The sequence below is a fragment of the Halobaculum sp. MBLA0143 genome, from assembly GCF_041361465.1.
In the GTDB taxonomy this organism is placed as follows: Archaea; Halobacteriota; Halobacteria; order Halobacteriales; family Haloferacaceae; genus JAHENP01.
The window spans coordinates 530,364-547,014 of record NZ_JBGKAC010000001.1; the positions used below are offsets into that span (position 1 = coordinate 530,364).

16 protein-coding genes and 1 tRNA gene are annotated in these 16,651 nt (G+C 69.3%); 10 read left to right on the top strand and 7 right to left on the bottom strand.

Annotation, left to right across the window (positions count from 1 at the left end; all coding sequences use genetic code 11):
- A complete protein-coding gene (locus tag RYH79_RS02725) occupies nucleotides 1-867 on the top strand; it encodes a hypothetical protein (RefSeq protein ID WP_370895983.1) in 867 nt (288 codons plus the stop codon).
- Between the two features lie 50 nt (nucleotides 868-917).
- Here the strand turns inward: RYH79_RS02725 and RYH79_RS02730 are convergent, their stop codons facing one another.
- The 3 genes from RYH79_RS02730 to RYH79_RS02740 form a co-directional block, all read right to left on the bottom strand.
- Nucleotides 918-1,763 (bottom strand): aldo/keto reductase, encoded by an 846-nt coding sequence (locus RYH79_RS02730; RefSeq protein WP_370895986.1) that lies wholly within the window; start codon nucleotides 1,761-1,763, stop codon nucleotides 918-920.
- Nucleotides 1,764-1,801: 38 nt separating this feature from the next.
- Entirely contained in the window at nucleotides 1,802-3,148 is a 1,347-nt protein-coding gene (locus tag RYH79_RS02735) for a sodium-dependent transporter (RefSeq protein WP_370895988.1), read from the bottom strand.
- 877 nt (nucleotides 3,149-4,025) lie between these two features.
- Nucleotides 4,026-4,100, bottom strand: a tRNA-Val gene (locus tag RYH79_RS02740).
- Nucleotides 4,101-4,235: 135 nt separating this feature from the next.
- On the opposite strand from RYH79_RS02740, the gene RYH79_RS02745 reads away from it, so the two are divergent.
- On the top strand, nucleotides 4,236-4,766 hold the full coding sequence (locus RYH79_RS02745) for a hypothetical protein (RefSeq protein WP_370895990.1): 531 nt from the start codon (nucleotides 4,236-4,238) through the stop codon (nucleotides 4,764-4,766).
- Here RYH79_RS02745 and RYH79_RS02750 read toward each other — a convergent pair.
- Genes RYH79_RS02750 through RYH79_RS02765 form a run of 4 tightly spaced genes read right to left on the bottom strand, consistent with a single transcriptional unit; the run spans nucleotide 4,760 to nucleotide 7,274 of the window.
- Entirely contained in the window at nucleotides 4,760-5,293 is a 534-nt protein-coding gene (locus RYH79_RS02750; protein WP_370895992.1) for a cob(I)yrinic acid a,c-diamide adenosyltransferase, read from the bottom strand. The two genes, RYH79_RS02745 and RYH79_RS02750, sit on opposite strands and share 7 nt — an antisense overlap.
- Nucleotides 5,290-5,541, bottom strand: a complete 252-nt coding sequence (locus RYH79_RS02755; protein ID WP_370895994.1) for a glutaredoxin family protein — start codon at nucleotides 5,539-5,541, stop codon at nucleotides 5,290-5,292. The genes RYH79_RS02750 and RYH79_RS02755 overlap by 4 nt, the downstream gene beginning before the upstream one ends.
- A gap of 38 nt (nucleotides 5,542-5,579) precedes the next feature.
- On the bottom strand, nucleotides 5,580-6,452 hold the full coding sequence (rio1, locus tag RYH79_RS02760; protein ID WP_370895996.1) for a serine/threonine-protein kinase Rio1: 873 nt from the start codon (nucleotides 6,450-6,452) through the stop codon (nucleotides 5,580-5,582).
- 51 nt (nucleotides 6,453-6,503) lie between these two features.
- Nucleotides 6,504-7,274: a transcriptional regulator TbsP domain-containing protein gene (locus RYH79_RS02765; RefSeq protein WP_370895998.1), complete on the bottom strand. Its 771-nt coding sequence runs from the start codon at nucleotides 7,272-7,274 to the stop codon at nucleotides 6,504-6,506.
- Nucleotides 7,275-7,579: 305 nt separating this feature from the next.
- Here RYH79_RS02765 and RYH79_RS02770 point away from each other — a divergent pair, with 305 nt between their 5' ends.
- From RYH79_RS02770 to RYH79_RS02805, 8 genes are all read left to right on the top strand, one after another.
- Nucleotides 7,580-9,100, top strand: a complete 1,521-nt coding sequence (locus RYH79_RS02770; RefSeq protein WP_370896000.1) for an extracellular solute-binding protein — start codon at nucleotides 7,580-7,582, stop codon at nucleotides 9,098-9,100.
- A gap of 219 nt (nucleotides 9,101-9,319) precedes the next feature.
- Nucleotides 9,320-10,330: a carbohydrate ABC transporter permease gene (locus RYH79_RS02775; RefSeq protein ID WP_370896002.1), complete on the top strand. Its 1,011-nt coding sequence runs from the start codon at nucleotides 9,320-9,322 to the stop codon at nucleotides 10,328-10,330.
- Nucleotides 10,331-10,566: 236 nt separating this feature from the next.
- Nucleotides 10,567-11,478 (top strand): carbohydrate ABC transporter permease, encoded by a 912-nt coding sequence (locus RYH79_RS02780; protein ID WP_370900746.1) that lies wholly within the window; start codon nucleotides 10,567-10,569, stop codon nucleotides 11,476-11,478.
- A 6-nt stretch (nucleotides 11,479-11,484) separates the two neighbouring features.
- A complete protein-coding gene (locus RYH79_RS02785) occupies nucleotides 11,485-12,672 on the top strand; it encodes an ABC transporter ATP-binding protein (protein WP_370896004.1) in 1,188 nt (395 codons plus the stop codon).
- Nucleotide 12,673: 1 nt separating this feature from the next.
- A complete protein-coding gene (locus RYH79_RS02790) occupies nucleotides 12,674-12,868 on the top strand; it encodes a DUF8005 family protein (protein WP_370896006.1) in 195 nt (64 codons plus the stop codon).
- A gap of 68 nt (nucleotides 12,869-12,936) precedes the next feature.
- Nucleotides 12,937-13,989, top strand: a complete 1,053-nt coding sequence (locus tag RYH79_RS02795; protein WP_370896008.1) for a Gfo/Idh/MocA family protein — start codon at nucleotides 12,937-12,939, stop codon at nucleotides 13,987-13,989.
- A 138-nt stretch (nucleotides 13,990-14,127) separates the two neighbouring features.
- Complete coding sequence (locus tag RYH79_RS02800) at nucleotides 14,128-15,198, top strand: zinc-dependent alcohol dehydrogenase family protein (RefSeq protein WP_370896010.1); 1,071 nt, start codon at nucleotides 14,128-14,130, stop codon at nucleotides 15,196-15,198.
- A complete protein-coding gene (locus RYH79_RS02805) occupies nucleotides 15,195-16,613 on the top strand; it encodes a DUF4147 domain-containing protein (RefSeq protein WP_370896012.1) in 1,419 nt (472 codons plus the stop codon). The genes RYH79_RS02800 and RYH79_RS02805 overlap by 4 nt, the downstream gene beginning before the upstream one ends.
- Nucleotides 16,614-16,651 lie beyond the last annotated feature (38 nt).

A 16,651-nucleotide genomic window follows, 5' to 3' on the forward strand; every position in this document is an offset into this window, starting at 1 on the left:
GTGACAGACACCGATCCGGGCCACCCGTTCGACCGACTCACCCCGGCGCCGTCGCCCTCGGAGTCGTTCCTCGCGGACGGTCACGTCTGGCGTTTCGAGCACCCGCCGGGGACCCCGGTTCGCGCCCGCCTCCGCCCGGACGGCCGGCTGGAGCTCGGGGTGCCGGCGGACCCGGGCTGGCCGGCACTCGCCCGCGGCGTCGACCGGTGGCGTCGCCTCGCTGTCGACGACGCCCCGCCGACGCTGGGGTTCGTCGCCCGAGCGCTCCGCCGTGGGTTCGACCGCGACACGCTACGAGCGGCGACGGACGACGCCTCGCAGGTCGCGTTCGAGTGTGTCGCCGTCCACCGCCGGCGGGAGGACGTCGACCCCGACGGAGCGCCGGCGGTCGTCGCCGTCGACGCCGCCGCTCCCGGCACCGACTGGTTGCCTCACGAGCTCCGCCGGCTGTTCGAGGCCGTCGGGCTCCCGGCGGCGCCGACGCTGGAGTCGGAGACGCCCGTCGCTCGACTGGACCCGACGGCGACGCCCGACTCCAGGCTGTCGGACGCCCCGGCGTTCGGGGTGGGCTACCACAAGAAGCCGAGCGGCGCCGCCGTCCGTTCGTGCGGGCCGGCGACGCTGGACCGCCCGTCCACGCCGCCGACGGACGCCGAGCGCGTCGCCGCCGACTGGGTGACCGACGACCGGCTGGACCGTCTGGTCGCGGTGACGGACGGGGACCCGACGGTCGACCGGCTCGGGACCGCGTCGTTCGACCGGCTCGTCCGGGCACAGTTCCCGACGGTCGTCGCGGCCGGGTTCGACGCCGAGACGCTCCGAGACGCCGTCGTCGCTCGGATCGCTCGACAGTGGGAGTCCGGCTGAGCGTTCGCCGTCACCCGACTCTCGGGGTCCGAGTGCACCCCGCCTCGCCGTCACCCCGGGAGCGCGTCACGCAGCCGACTGCCGACGGCGAGACGGGCCGTCCGGAGCAGCGACGGTCGGGTGATCCGGTCGTGGTCGCGCCGCGAGAGCGTGAACCCGAAGCTGTCGCGGTTCTCCGCCAGGTGGGCGCGGCTCGTCGACTTCGGAATCACGACCACGTTCTCGTGTTGTGTCGCCCACCGGAGCGCGACCTGTGCGGGCGTGGCGTCGTACGACCGTCCGACATCGGCGAGCACGTCGTCCGACAGCGCCGCCCCCTCCGCCAACGGGCTGTACGCCGTGAGGAGCACCCCTTCGCGCTGGCAGTAGTCGAGCAGTTCGTGCTGGGGGTGGAACGGGTGGAACAACACCTGGTTCGTCACGACCGGGACGGACGCGAGCCGCCGGGCGCGGTCGAGTCGATCGACGCCGAAGTTGCTCACCCCGACGTGACGCGTCTGGCCTCGCTCCTGGGCCGCCGAGAGGGCGTCCATCACCGTCTCCAGATCCGCGACCGGGTTCGGCCAGTGGATCAGGAGGAGGTCGACGCTGTCGACGCCCAGCCGGTCCAACGAGCCGGCGACGGAGTCGGCGATAGCCTCGCGGGAGGTGTTCGTCGGGTCCACCTTGGTCGTGAGGAACACGTCCTCGCGGGCCACGTCGCTGTCGGCCAACGCCCGCCCGACCGCCCACTCGTTGTCGTACAACTGCGCCGTGTCGAGGTGTCGAAGCCCGACGGACAGCGCCGCCCGGACGGCGTCGTACGCCGTCTGGTCGGTGAGCTGCCAGGTGCCCAACCCCATCGCCGGCACCGCGGCGTCGTCGGTTTCGACCGTCGGAATCGTCGTCTCGGTCATCGCTCGGACGTAGACGGCCGTCCGTGAAGTCTCCCCGGTTAGCCGAGCACGATCGCCTCCGACAACAGGCCCGCCCGGAGTGCCAGACTCTGCAGCCCCAACACGAGCGTCAGCCCGATTCCGGCGGGAACGACCACCCGGACGAACCACAGCCACGCGGTAGCCACGGCGGCCGGCAGCCGCGTCCCGCGGCGAAGTTCGCGGGCGGCGCCGTCACCGAACACCCACCCGACGTAGACCACTAGGAGCAACACCGCGACCGGCAACAGGAGGTTGTACGCGACCGCGTTGAACCACCCCAAGTAACCGAAGGCACTCGGGACGCCCAGGATCGCGCAGCCGGCGCCGACCGCTACCGCCACCGTCGGACGGTCCGCCGTCGTGTTCTCGACACCGACGCTCACTACTACTTCCAGGAGGCTGATCGCCGACGACACCGCCGCCAGCAACAGGACGAAGAAGAAGACGGTGCCGAGCAGCCGCCCGGCCGGCAGCCGGGCGAACGCGCCGCCGAGGGTGACGAACGCCGTGCCGGCGCCGCCCCCGCCCGGCTCGATCCCCAGCGAGAACAACACCGGGAAGATGACGAGTCCGGCCAACAGTCCGACGAGCGTGTTCAGGACGACGATCACACCACCGTCGACGGGGAGGCTGTCGTCGTCACCGAGGTACGAGGCGTAGGTCAACATCGCTCCCATCCCGAGCGAGAGGGTGAAGAACGCCTGGCCGACCGCACTCGGCAGGATCGTCGCCAGGTTCGTACGGACGGTCGTGAGGTCCGGCGAGAGGTAGTAGCTGTACGCCGCCGTGACGCCGTCGAGCGTCGTCGCCCACGCCGCCAGCCCGCCCAACAGGAGGACGATCGTCGGCACCATCACCTTCGTCGACCGCTCGATCCCCCCTTCCACGCCGGCCGCGACGACCACGACCACGATCGCCATGAACAGGACGTGGAACGCAACCGCGTCCGGCCCCGTCGAGACGACATCGGCGAAGAACGACGCGGGCGCGTCGAAGTACACGCCGCGGAGACTCCCGACGGTGTACCGGATCACCCAACCGCCGACGACGCTGTAGAAAGAGAGGATCCAGAACGCCCCCACTGCCGCGACGGCACCCGCGATCCGCCACCGGCCGCCGCCGGCGACCCGCTCGAAGGCGTCCACCGAGTTCGCCTGGCCCGCCCGTCCGAGGACGAACTCCGCCAGCATCGCCGGGAAGCCGATGCCGACGACGACCGCGAGGTAGACGACGATGAACGCCGCTCCGCCGTTCTGGCCCGTCTGGAACGGAAACTGCCAGATGTTTCCCAGTCCGACTGCGCTCCCGACCGCCGCGAACACGAACCCGAGCCTGGAGGCCCAACTGGCTCTGTCGCTGCTCACGTCCCTCCGGCCCAGGGTGAGGCTGAAGTGCGTTGTGAAACGATCCGACGGGAGCGGGGCCGAGTCGCCGTATCTCACACGATCGATCCAGATAGTCTCGGCGACTCGGGGCTCTTCGCCCGCGTGGGCAACTGCCGACGACGCACTCGGATGACCCGGTAGTGACAGCTGGAACGCCCCGTGGACGACGGCGGCGACTGTCGGCTCTGACCCTTGACTGTCTGTTCTGTCGCTCACCCCGACCGTTGGTGCTAGAAGGAGACAGTCGGAAAACGCATCTGTCGCCCGTGGCGCACGCGGTGTCGGCTATGGGGAGTCACGGTCGGGGCACGCCCGAGCACGAGCGGCCGCGCTCGGAGTCGACCCCGGTCACGCCGCGTCGAGGAGCCGAGTCGAGAGGAGATCCGAACACCGTCGGCCTCTACGGTCGTTCCCTGTTCGGATTCGCCAGACGACAGTCACGGCTGCGCGGTTCCTCGCAGTGCTTCCTCCGGTCGCACTGCTCGTCACGTTGTGTCGGGAAAGTGGGTTGGGGCGGATTCGAACTGGGTCACTCCCTACGGTCGCTCCCCGCTCGAAGCTCGCTGCCAGGCGAGATTCGAACGACGGTCGTTCCGCTCACTCCGTTCGCTCCACTCCCTCGTTCGAATCCTTCAGCAACAACCCCTGCGGCGCGGTTCCTCACAGTGCTCCCTCCGGTCGCACTGCTCGTCACGTTGTGTCGGGAAAGTGGGTTGGGGCGGATTCGAACCGCAATCGCTCGTTCCCTCCGGTCACGTCGCTCTCTGGTTCGAATCCTTCGGCAACAACTCCTGCGGCACGGCTCCTCACAGCACTCCCTGGCGGTCGTGCTGTTCGTCGCAGTGTGCCGCAGGAGTGGGTTGGGGCGGATTCGAACCGCCGGCCTGCTCCGTGTGAAGGAGCCGTCATAACCGGACTAGACCACCAACCCTCACCTCGTCGTACCGCAGTCCCGAACTTAACCCTTGTTTTTCGCTCACGCCAACACGCCCACAGATACTTGTCACCGCCAGCCACCACACTCTCTGTGTTCTCTCTCCCCGACCGTCTCCGCCCGTGGCACGGTGTGCTAGTCACCGTCTTCTGTCTCGTCACCGGCGCTGCCGTCCGCGACATCGACACGACTGCGGGCCTCGGCCCCGAGGCGATCTACGTCCCGGTGATGCAGGGACTCCTCGCGGCCGTCGTCTTCCAGTTCACCGTCGGCAGCGTCTGGGGCTACGTCGTCGAGTACCGCGAGCACGGCGGCGGCTGGACGGACAACACGCTCCTGGCGCCGTTCGCCCTCGCAGTCCTCTCCGGCCTCGCCGGCACCGCCGTCTGGCTCACCTACGGGATGCCCGTCGCGGGCGACCTCCAAGCCCTCGCCGTCGCCGCGCTCGGCTCGTTCCTCTGGGCGGCGTTCTGGGGGTTCGTCCTCTCGGTGGTCGTGGTCAATCTGGCCGCACAGCTCCTGAAGGGGTACTCCGACGCGACCGACGGAAGAGACGGTGTGACCGACGACGACGAGGCTGTCGACACGACCGACGGTGACACGCACTCCAGAGAACGGGACGGTGGCCGCGCGTCGGAACGCGACCCCGAGCGGGCTCAGTAGTCGGGGTTCTCCTCGGGCTCGCCGTCGCGGGCGTTGACGAGTCGTGCGAAGGTGAACAACGCGTCCGACAGCCGGTTGAGGTAGCTGACGACCGTCTCGTCGATCTCCTCCTCGCGGGCGAGCGCCACCGTCCGGCGCTCGGCCCGCCGGACGACCGCCCGGGCGTGGTGGAGTCCGGCGCCGGCGTCGGAGCCGGTCGGGAGCACGAAGTCCGTCAGCGGCTCCAGCTCGTCGTCCGCCTCGTCGATCCACGACTCCAGCCGCTCGACCCGTTCGCTCGTCATCCGAGGGTCGTCCTCCTCCGGGTCGGGGTTGGCCAACTCCGCCTGGACGACGTGGAGGTGGTTCTGGATCCGGCGGAGGTAGTCGTCGACGTCGTCGTAGCCGGTCGCTCGGATCGTCCCGAGGAGCGCGTTCGCCTCGTCGACGGTGCCGTACGCCTCGATCCGGGCGTCCGTCTTCGACACCCGGGACATGTCCCGGAGGTCCGTCTCGCCGTCGTCGCCGCGTCCCGTGTAGATGCTCATGCTGTCTGGCCCGCCAGCGTCCGCTCGACGTACTCTAAGACGTTGTCCGACTCGTTCATCGTGACGCCGCGCTCGTCGTCCACGAGCACCGGTACGGCACGCTGGCCGCTGACTCGCTTCACCTCGTCGCGCTCGGAGTGGAGCGCGCCGACCCACTCCGTCTCGTAGTCGATCCCGTGGTCGTCCAGTGCGTCGCTGACCTTCTCGCAGAACGGACAGCCGTCAAGCGCGTACAGTGTGATCGCCATACGTTCGCTTCGGTCGGACTCCGGAAGTGTCTTTCCCGCTACTCCTCGGTGAGGTCCGCGGTCGGCTCCGGCTCCGGCTCCGTGACGAACCGCCGCAGCGACGTGGTGTCCGTCTCGACCCCCTGCCGGGAGAAGAAGGCGGCGACGTTCCGACAGTCACGCTCCAAGAACTCCCCGGCGTTCGGGTGGTGGACGGTGACGGCCTGCCCGAGGTCGATCACGAACAACTCCCCCTCGTAGACGATCAGGTTGTACTCCGACAGGTCACCGTGGACCAGTCCGGCGGCGTACAGCCGGCGCATGTACTCCCGGACGACCTCGAAGGCGGTCTGTGGGTTCTCGACGGTCACCTCGGCGAGCCGGCGAGCGCGGTCTTCGGCGTGGCCGACGAGGTCCATCACCAGGACGTTCCGCTCGACGGCGATCGGTTCGGGCACCCGGACGCCCGCCCGCATCGCCCGCCGGAGGTTGGCGAACTCCTTGCGCACCCACGCCAGGACAACCTTCTTCTTGTCCGAGCCGATTCCCTCGAACCGTGGGTCGCCGGTGAGGTACTCCCGCATCTGTTGGAAGTCGGAGGCGTTGATCCGGTACACCTTGATCGCCACCTCCGTGTCGTCGGGCCCCAGCGCCTCGTACACGTTCGCCTCCTTCCCCGTCGACACCGGGCCGCCGAAGGCGGCGACGTGGCCGTCCTGGACGAGCTTGTAGACGGCCGCGAGTGTGGCGTCGTCGAAGACGGACGCCTCCACCTTCAGCGACTCGACGTTCTTGATGCGCTTGCGGAACTCGTCGAACGCCTCGTCCTGGCGTCTGGCGATCTGGTCGGCGTCGGAGTCCTCGACCTCGATCTCCTCGAACTCGTCGCCAGGGCTGTCGGCGGCCTCTGGGGCCACGAACCCTCCTGTCATGTCGTTCGCCTCTGGATTCGTGTGCCACCGGGAAAACGTACGGGGTCGGTCCTACAGCCGGTCGATCACTCGGACGAACTCCCGGGCGTCACTGTCGGCGTACGCCCCCGTCAGGTGGAGTTCGTGTGTCCGAGCGCCACCGACGGGAGCGGTCCGCACCACCTCGTGTGCCTCCAGGCGACGCTTCCGCGCGGAGACGGTGCTCTCGGCGGCCAGCCCGGCCTCCGTCAGCCAGTCGCTCACGCGGTCGTTGCGACAGCCGGCCCGAGCGGCCGCGAGCAACACCGCCGCGACGGCGTCGAAGCCCGCGTCCCCCCGTTCGCCCGCGGCGGCCGCCACCTCGCCGAACGTCGCCGGCACGGTCGGCGGGAACCGCTCGGCGAGCCCGGCCGTGAGTCGCCGTCTGGCAGGCGTCTGGAGCCCGACCCGTGGCGCCGTCGCCCACAACTGCCGACACCGAGCGAACTCGAGGGTCCCCCGGACCGTCTCCACTTCGTCGCCACGGTCGGCGAACCGCACGGTCGTCGCCGGCGCCACGAGCGTCGGGAGCCGGTCGGGACCGTCGTACCGAGCGAGCGTGACCGTCCCACGCTCCGTGAGGTTCGCGGCCGCACTCGCCGGCAGGAACCGGTCGCGCAGCGCCGCCAGCGCCGACGGCGCGGTCAGGAGCCCGAGCCGTGGCGCCGTCTGGACTCCGTTGTACACCGCAACCGTCGCGCGCAACACACGCGGCGTCGGGTCGACGAGGTACGCCGCGGCCGCCCCCGAGAGCGACTCGACGACCGACGCGACCGCCGACTCGTGTGGTGAGTGCTCTGACACGCCCGGCCGGTGTGTACGCCGAGTTGATAAGTAATACTAGGAATTACAACTTTCCCGTCCGAAACTGTACCGCAGCTCCCCGCCCATCACGACGGTCGTGTCCGCTCACCACAGTACCGTCGGGAGTCTCTACGGCCCTAGACGACCGAGAATCGTCGGTTCGTAATCTCACACTCATAAATTGTGTTTCTGACACAACACTCGCCAACGACCGATACGGCCGCTCTCCCCCGAGTAATCGCGTTTACAACAGCGGTTGTGAAAACCGTGGGGTTGAAGAAGGGTGTGAATAAACGGACACGTGGATGTCTGACAACAGTTCACAGGGAAGCGGCGTCTCGCGGCGTCGTTTCGTCAAGGCTGCCGGTGCATCGGGGGCGGTGTACGGACTCGCTGGCTGTGCCGGCGGCGGTGGCGGCAGCGACGGCGGCGAGACGGAACAGGTCGACACGGAGCCGCCTTCAGAGAAGGTGACCGTCGAACTGGCGACGGACTCGAACTTCAAGAGCGCCGGCGATCAGATCGTCCAGTCGATGCGCGACCACGGCGGACTGCCGGACACGGTCGACATCGAGTGGACGGCCGGCTCCTTCGAGTCGGGTGACCGCCAGGCGAAGTACCAACAGCTCCTGAACGCGGGCAACGCCTCGCCGGCGATCATGATGATGGACAACGGGTGGACGATCCCGTTCATCGCCCGCGACCAGCTCACGAACCTCTCGCAGGCGCTGCCCGACGAGATCACCTCGACGGTGAAAGACGACTACGTCCAGACGATGGTCGGCACCGCGATGAACCAGGACGGCGACCTGTTCGGCGTCCCCCTGTTCGCGGACTTCCCGACGATCCAGTACCGGAAGGACGTGCTCCGGGAGGCGGGCTACTCCGACGCCGACTTCGACCAGTGGTCGACGGAGCCGATGACGTGGTCGGAGTTCTCGTCGGTGGTCGCCGAGGGCCGCGAGGCGCTGGACGGGATGCTAGACGCCGGCACCACCGCACAAGGGTTCAACTGGCAGGGGAAGGCCTACGTCGGGCTCGCCTGCTGTGACATGGTGGAGTTCATGGGGTCGTGGGGCGGCTCCTACTTCGGCGAGTTCGGGAACCTGTTCGGCCCGGTCGGCGACCGCCCGGTCACCGTCGACGACGAACAGGTGGTCGACGCGATCCGGATGATGCGGACGTTCATCTACGGCTCCGACGATCCGGTGGCGCTGGACGGCTACGAACAGATCTCGCCGAAGAACGTCGTCAGCTACACCGAAGAGCCCTCTCGGACCCCGTTCACCAAGGGCCGTGCGGTCGCACTCCGCAACTGGCCGTACTCCATCAACATCAACGGCACCGAGGAGAACTTCGGCGAGGACCTGGGCGTCATGCCGATGCCGTACGCGGTCGGCGCCGACGAGTCGCAGTACGGCCCGGAGATCGGCGGCTCCACGTCCGCGCTGGGCGGTTGGCACCTCGCGCTCAACCCCAACGCGCCCGCCGAGAAGAAGAACGCCGCCTACCACGTGTTCAAGGCGCTCCAGACGGACCAGGTCCGGCTGGACCTGTTCGAGATCGGCGGCTGGATCCCGCCGATCCCGGACCTCATCGACACGGAGCAGACTCGTCAGCTCGACCTGATCGGCCGCTACGTCGACTCGCTGGCGGTCGCCAGCGAGAACGCCGTCCCACGTCCGGTGACGGCCGTCTGGCCCCAGCAGTCCAGCAAGGTCAGCCAGGAGGTGAACGCGTCGCTGCGTCAACAGAAGACCCCCGCAGACGCGATGTCCTCGCTGAAGGAGACGATCCAAGCCATCGAGGAACAGGGGTCGAGCTGAAGCCGCAACGCCGGTCGCGCCGGAGACGGTCTCTCCCGTCTCCGGAGGCGTCGCAGGCAGAACTATAATCGTGGGCCTTGACACCACACAACATGGAAACACAACGGGCGGAGGAACTTCGACCGTGACAGACGATCCGGAGGTGACCGACAGTGACTGACAGACGACGACGGACGAGACGGGCGGCCGACGAGCCACTGGTCCGTCGGGAGGTGGGTCGTGGCGACTGAACGACCCGACGCGGCGCCCGGTCGGAAGTCGGGAGTGTACGCGGGGTTCGTCCGGTGGATGGAGAACCTCACCGAGACCCAGTTCGCCTACTTCCTGTTGACGCCGGCGTTGTTGTTGTTGGGCGTCGTCGCCTTCTGGCCGTTGCTCTCGACGTTCCGGCTGTCGTTGTTCGCCGACAACATCACCGGCGCCGCCACCGTCGGCGACTTCGTGTTGTTGGACAACTACGTGGCGATCCTGACGGGCGAACGGAACGCGCTGATGCCGGCGCCGTTCCTCCCGGAGACGCTGACAGTCGGGGCGTTCTTCGAGAGCGCGCTGACGGTGACGTTGATCTTCACCGTCGTCAGCGTCCTGTTCGAGACGCTGATCGGCTTCGGCCAGGCGCTCGTGTTGAACCAGGACTTCAAGGGCCGGAGGTGGGTGCGCGTCGCCATCATCATCCCGTGGGCGATCCCGATCGTCGTCCAGGGGATGATCTTCTACCTGTTCTTCGCCCCCGACGTCGGGATCTTCATCGGCGACGGAGCGTTGTCGCTCCAGGGGCTGGGGCTCCTCTCGGACTCCCCGCTCCAGACGGCACAGGACTCGACGCTGATCGTGATCGTCGCGGACATCTGGAAGACGACCGCGTTCATGGCGTTGTTGATTCTCGCGGGGCTCCAGAGCGTCAACCGCGACCTGTACGACGTGGCGAAGGTCGCGGGCGCGTCGCCGTGGCAGCGGTTCAAGATGATCACCCTGCCGATCGTGTTCCCGACGGTGTTGGTGGCGATGCTGTTCCGGACGATCCAGGCGATGCGCGTGTACGGAGTGATCGAGGCGACGAACGTCGGCTGCAACACGCTGCCGTCGCTGTCGTGTCTCGTCGTCTCCTCGTTCTTCGGCGGGACGCGGCTCGTCGGCACCGCAGCGACCGTCGCGTTCCTGACGGCCGCGATCATCGGGGTCGTCGTGTCGGTGTACATCGTGTTCTACGCACGGGAGGACGTGGAATGAGTCGAGACGACCCAGACACCACGACGGACACAGACGTGGAGACACACGACGACGCGCCGGGGTACGACGCTGCCCGGTCCGAGGACTCGGGCGGCAGCGCAGGTGCCGGCGGCACGGACGCCGACGGGGATCCCAGTGGAACGGACGCCGACGGCACGGACGCCAGCGGCACGGACGCCGCCGACGGTACTCCCACCACCCCGGGAACGACGGCTCCCCCGCTCCGCACCGACGGGATGGGGACGGAGCCGGAGCCCAACAGGGGGATCCTGCAGAAGTGGGTCGACAGCACGATCTCCGACCCGGAGAAGGCGTACCGCGCGATGTTCTACGTCGCCACGATCTTCTTCGTCGTGACGACGCTGTTCCCGTTCTACTGGATGCTCGTCGTCGCCGTGACGCCTGGCAGCTCCTACGCGCTGATCCCGCCGACGCTCGGCGCCGGGTCGTTCGACTCGTTCGTCGACGTGTTCGAGCGGATCGCGTTCGCCCGTTACATGTTCAACAGTCTGTTCCTCGCCACAGTGACGACTGCGTTGGTCCTCCTGCTGGCGAGTCTGGCGGGCTACGTGTTCGGCCGGCTGGAGTTCCCCGGCCGGCGGCCGCTGATGCTGCTCATCCTGGCGATCAGCTACTTCCCCCCGGCGGCGTTCTTCCTCCCGTTGTTCCAGCTGTTCACCGGGAACGTGTTCCCGTGGGTGGAGCTGTACAACACGCCAGGGGCGCTGATCCTCCCCTTCTCGTCGTTGTTCATGCCCCTGTCGATCTTCATCCTCACGACGTTCTACGGGCAGATCCCCGACGGGCTGGAGGACGCCGCCCGCGTCGAGGGGACGACACGGCTGGGGGCGTTGTTCCGCGTGATCGTCCCGCTGTCGGCGCCCGGCGTCGCCACCGCGGGCGTCCTCACGTTCATCGCCGTCTACAACGAGTTCTTCTTCTCGTTCCTGATGACCGACGGCGGGGCACAGGACTGGGCGCCGGTCGTCGGCGGCCTGATCCAGCTCCAACGGGCGGGACAGTTCGAGATCACCTACAGCGTGATGGCCGCCGGCAGCATCATCGCGGTGTTGCCGGTGACGCTTCTGGTCGTGGTCGCACAGGAGAAGATCGTCAGCGGCCTCACCTCGGGGGCGCTCAAGGAGTAACAGAACATGGCACGAGTCAAACTCGACGGCGTCACCAAGCGCTACGACGACGTAACGGCGGTCGAAGACATGAACCTGGACATTCGAGACGGGGAGTTCGTCTGTCTCGTCGGTCCCTCCGGCTGTGGGAAGTCGACGACGATGGAGACCATCGCCGGGCTGACCAAGCCCACGTCGGGGAGCGTCAACATCGGGGACCGCGACGTGACGCGGCTCCCGCCGAAGGATCGCGGGATCTCGATGGTGTTCCAGAACATCGCCCTGTTCCCGCACATGGACGTGTACGACAACATCTCCTTCGGCCTCCGCCTGCGCGACTACGACGGCGAGGAGATCGACCGTCGCGTAGAGGAGGCCGCGGAGATCGTCCAGATGAGCGGGATGCTCGACCGGATGCCCGACGAGATGTCCGGCGGGCAGCGCCAGCGCGTCGCCATCGCCCGCGCCATCGTCCGCCAGCCGGAGGTGTTCCTGATGGACGAGCCGTTGGCGAACCTAGACGCCAAGCTCCGGGTGTCGATGCGGACGGAGCTCCAACGACTCCACAAGGAACTGGACACGACGATCATCTACGTCACCCACAACCAGGCGGAGGCGATGACGATGTCCGACCGGATCGCCGTCCTCAATCAGGGTGAGCTCCAGCAACACGACCCGCCGTTGGTGTGTTACAACGAGCCGACGAACAAGTTCGTCGCCGGCTTCATCGGCTCCCCGTCGATGAACTTCACTGCGGGTGAACTCACCGCGACCGGGTTCTCCTCGGAGTACTTCGACGTGGAGTTCGACACGGGCGACTTCGAGCGACACGTCGGCGACTCGGTCGACCTCGGTATCCGGCCGGAGGACGTCTCCCCGGTCGAGGCCACCGGCGAGGCCCGCGACCCCACCCACCCGGTCGACGCCACGGTGGACGTGATGGAGCCGATGGGCGACGAGATCTTCGTCTACCTCGTCCTGTCGGACGACGTGGGCGTCGGGATGGGGCGTGGTGCCAGCGGTGCCGACCGTCTGCTGATGTCCGTCTCGCCCGACAGCACCATCGAGGAGGGCGACGACATCAGCGTCCGGCTCGACCGCGCGAAGTTCCACCTGTTCGACGGACGCGGGGAGGCGATCACCCACAGCGTCGCCTCGCCGGCGAACTCGACGGCCGACGCCGGGGCCGGAACCGGCACGGAGGAGGCGGAGTAGCGTGGCCTCCGTGTTGTACCTCGTCGCCGTGTCCGCGTTGTTCGTCCCGTGGGTGTACGGGCTGTACGCGCTCGGCCGCGACACGAAGAACCGCCTGCTCCCGGCCATCCGCCAGTACCGCCGCGGACGCCGCCGCCAGAAGGAGGAGGCGGAACGAGAGGAGGAACGCGAGGAACGCCGGCGACAGCTCTACTGAGCGCCGGCCGTCACCCCAGTTCGAACGGAACGTGAGTGTTAACAACTGATGTACACAACTTCGACAAGATGACAGAGACCCGGGTCGGTATCGTGGGCCTCGGAGGGATCGCACACCACCACGCGGAGCGACTCGTCGAGACGGACGCACGGCTGGTCGGCGGGATGGACGTGGCCGAGTCGGCCCGCGAGCGGTTCGGCGACACCTTCGACGTCGTGACGTTCGCCGACGCCGCTCCCCTGTTCGAACAGATCGACGCCGTCGTCGTGACGACGCCCAACCGCTTCCACGAGGAGTACGCCGTCGCGGCCTTGGAGGCCGGACTGGACGTGCTCATCGAGAAGCCGTTGGCCCACACCGTCGACAGCGCCGAACGCATCGCCGCCGCCGCCCGCGAGGCGCCCGGTTTCCTCGTGGTCGGGTTCAACAACCGCTTCGCTCCGCCGGTGGAGGTGTTACACGACCGCGTCGCCGCCGGCGAACTCGGCGAGATCACCCACGTCGAGGCCAACTACGTCCGCCGGCGGGGTGTCCCCGGCCGCGGGTCGTGGTTCACCGACGAGGCCGTCGCCGGCGGCGGCGCGCTCGTCGACCTCGGCGTCCACGCCGTCGACCTCGCCTTACACCTCGCCGGCTTCCCCGCCGTCCGCGAGGTGTCCGGAGTCACCCGTTCCGAGTTCGGCGGCGACGAGGAGTACGCCTACCTGGAGATGTGGGGCGACGACGACGGTCCCGAGGCGTTCGACGTCGAGGACTCCGCGTCCGCGTTCCTCCGCTTCGACGGCGGCACCACCGTCTCGCTGGAGGCTGCCTGGGCCGTCAACCGCCCGCCGACCCAGGAGTTCTTCGTCCGCGGCACCGACGGCGGCGCCCGCTTCGACCGCGCGACCGGCGAACTCACCCTGTTCGACGCCGGCACCGACGGCGGCCACCACCTCGCCGACACGGAGATCCGGACCCGCGACGGAGACTCCCACCGCGCCGAACAACGCGCGTTCCTGGAGGCGGTTCGGGCGGGTGAAGCGCCCGAGCGGAACACCGTGGCGGAGGGGCTGGCCGTCCAACGGGTGTTGTCCGCGATCTACGAGTCCGACGAGTCCGGGTCGGCCGTGGAACTGTAGTCGGGTCGATTCGTTCGGCTCTCTGGCCTCGTCGTGGGGCGAACGACGGTCGAGACCACCCGTCCCACCACCGAACAGACACGGAGACGACCGACCCACACACGGGTAGTTAACAGCCACCCCCACTCAACTGTTGCCGTGCGCGCAGCAGTGTTACGCGAGTACGGCGAGCCGCTCGAAGTAACCGAGATCTCGGCTCCGGAGCCGGACCCACACGGCACGGTCGTGGCGGTCGAGGCCTGCGGCGTCTGTCGGTCGGACTGGCACGCCTGGCAGGGCCACGGGGAGTGGGCGGACGACCAGGTCCCCCTGGACTTCGTCCTCGGCCACGAGCCCGCCGGCGAGGTCGTCGCCGTCGGCGACGACGTAGAGCGCGTCGAGGTCGGCGACAGGGTCGCAGTGCCGTTCGACCTGGGCTGTGGCGCGTGTCTGGAGTGTACGAACGGCCACGGCAACACCTGTCTCGACGGGGCGGCGCTGGGGTTCGAACGCGCGGCGCCGGGGGCGTTCGCAGAACGAGTGCACGTCCCGAACGCCGACTACAACGCCCTGCCGCTGCCCGAGGGGGTCGCGGCCCGAGACGTGGCGGCGTTGGGCTGTCGGTTCACCACGGCGTACCACGCCCTGGCCCACCGCGCGGACGTGACGGCCGGCGACTGGGTGGCGGTCCACGGTGCAGGCGGCGTCGGCCTGTCGGCGATCCACGTCGCCGACGCCACCGGAGCACGCCCCGTCGCGGTGGACGTCGACGACGCGGCACTCGAACGAGCAGAGACGGCAGGCGCGGCGGCGACCGTCGACGCGACGGAGACCGACCCGGTCGAAGCGATCCGAGCGCTGACGGCCGACCGCGGCGGCGAGGGGGCCCACGTCTCCGTCGACGCGCTCGGGCGGGCAGAGACGTGTCGCAACTCCGTGGACTGTCTCCGGCAGCGAGGCACCCACGTCCAGGTGGGGCTGACGACGGACGCGGAGGCGGGCGAGGTGGCGTTGCCGATCGACGAGATCACGCGGTGGGAGATCGACGTGGTCGGGTCCCGTGGGATGCCGCCGACACACTACGACGAACTCCTGGGGCTGCTGGCGTCGGGCGCGGTCGACCCGAGCGTGTTGGTCGGCCGGGAGCTGTCGCTGTCGGAGGTGCCGGATCGGCTGGCGGCGATGACGGACTACGAGACGGACGGCGTAGAGGTGTTGACCTTCGAGTGACTGACGACCGCAACGGGGTCGACGGGGACGACGACGTTCGGTTCGACACGGACGGCCCGTCCACGCCGGCCCGGGAGCTCGCCCGCGACTGTCTCGCGGCGGGCGTCCGAGCGGCGCGTCCGGCGGCAGCCGTCGCCGACGGCGTCCACGTCACGGACGGCCAGCTCCGGGTCGCCGACACGCGGACGACGACGGAGACTGAGACTGAGACTGAGACAGAGACTGAGACGGTGACGGCAGATCTCGCGGCCGCAGACCGACTGGTGGTCGTCGGCGGCGGGAAGGCGGCGCCGGCGCTGACGCGGGCGCTCGTCGACCGACTCACGGCTGCGGGCCACCCCCCGGGCGACGGGGTCGTCCTCGTCCCCCCGACGGCGGCCGGCGAGGGGCCGGGACGGGTGCGGTTCGCGGCCGGCGGTCACCCGACACCCACGGCCGAGGGGGTAGCGGCGACCCGCGAGGCGCTGACGCTCCTCGACGACGCGGGCCGAGAGACGGTCGTGCTCGCACCGATCACGGGCGGCGGGAGCGCACTCCTCGCAGCTCCGGCTCCGGGCGTCGACCACGAGGCGGTCGCAGCCGTCACGACCGACCTGCTCGCGGCCGGCGCGACGATCCGGGAGACGAACGCCGTCCGGACGGCGCTGTCGGCGGTGAAAGGCGGCCGGCTGGCCACACGCGCCGCCCCGGCGCGGGTGGTCGCCGTCGTCGTCAGCGACGTGGTCGGGGACGACCCGGCCGTCGTCGCCAGCGGCCCGACCGTCCCTCGACGCGACCGCCCGGATCCGCTCGCGGTGCTCGACGGCTACGACCTCGCGTCGCCCGCGGTCCGGCGGGTGATCCGGAACGACGACACACCCCCGACGCCGGCGCCCGACGGCGAGACAGCGGCCCGAACGGACACGGCCGTCGTCGCGGGCGGCCGGCGGGCGGTCGACGCCGCCGTCGCCCGTGCCCGCGACCGCGGCGCCAGAGCCGTCTCGCTGGGTGAGACGACGGGCGAAGCACGACGCCGCGGTCGCCGTGCCGGCGGGCTCGCGGCCGCACTCGCACCGGGCGACCGTCCCGTGGTCGTCGTCACCGGCGGGGAGACGACTGTCACCGTCCGCGGCGACGGCGTCGGCGGGCCGAACTGCGAGTACGCGCTCGCGGCCGGGCTGACGCTCGCCGACGCGGACGCCGGTCGGGAGACGGTCGTCGCCGCCGTCGACACGGACGGCCACGACGGCTCGACTGCCGCCGCCGGCGGCGTCGTCGACGGCACGACCGTCACCGACCCGGCGAGCGCGCGGGCGGCACTCGCCGACAACGACAGCCTGTCGTGGCTCGCGGACGCCGACGGCCGCCTCCGGTCCGGCCCGACCGGGACGAACGTGAACGACCTCCGCGTGACGGTCCGGCTGCCGGACGGGTAGTGGCGCCGCCGTGGGGTTCGACACTCGAGAGAGAGTGA

Bases quoted from the DNA above. Each gene is read 5' to 3' on its own strand.
- RYH79_RS02770 (WP_370896000.1), top strand. From the start codon at position 7,580: ATGTCTGACAACAGTTCACAGGGAAGCGGCGTCTCGCGGCGTCGTTTC.
- RYH79_RS02785 (WP_370896004.1), top strand. From the start codon at position 11,485: ATGGCACGAGTCAAACTCGACGGCGTCACCAAGCGCTACGACGACGTA.
- RYH79_RS02755 (WP_370895994.1), bottom strand. From the start codon at position 5,541: ATGGCGATCACACTGTACGCGCTTGACGGCTGTCCGTTCTGCGAGAAG.
- RYH79_RS02750 (WP_370895992.1), bottom strand. From the start codon at position 5,293: ATGAGCATCTACACGGGACGCGGCGACGACGGCGAGACGGACCTCCGG.
- RYH79_RS02780 (WP_370900746.1), top strand. From the start codon at position 10,567: ATGGGGACGGAGCCGGAGCCCAACAGGGGGATCCTGCAGAAGTGGGTC.
- RYH79_RS02795 (WP_370896008.1), top strand. From the start codon at position 12,937: ATGACAGAGACCCGGGTCGGTATCGTGGGCCTCGGAGGGATCGCACAC.
- RYH79_RS02730 (WP_370895986.1), bottom strand. From the start codon at position 1,763: ATGACCGAGACGACGATTCCGACGGTCGAAACCGACGACGCCGCGGTG.
- rio1 (WP_370895996.1), bottom strand. From the start codon at position 6,452: ATGACAGGAGGGTTCGTGGCCCCAGAGGCCGCCGACAGCCCTGGCGAC.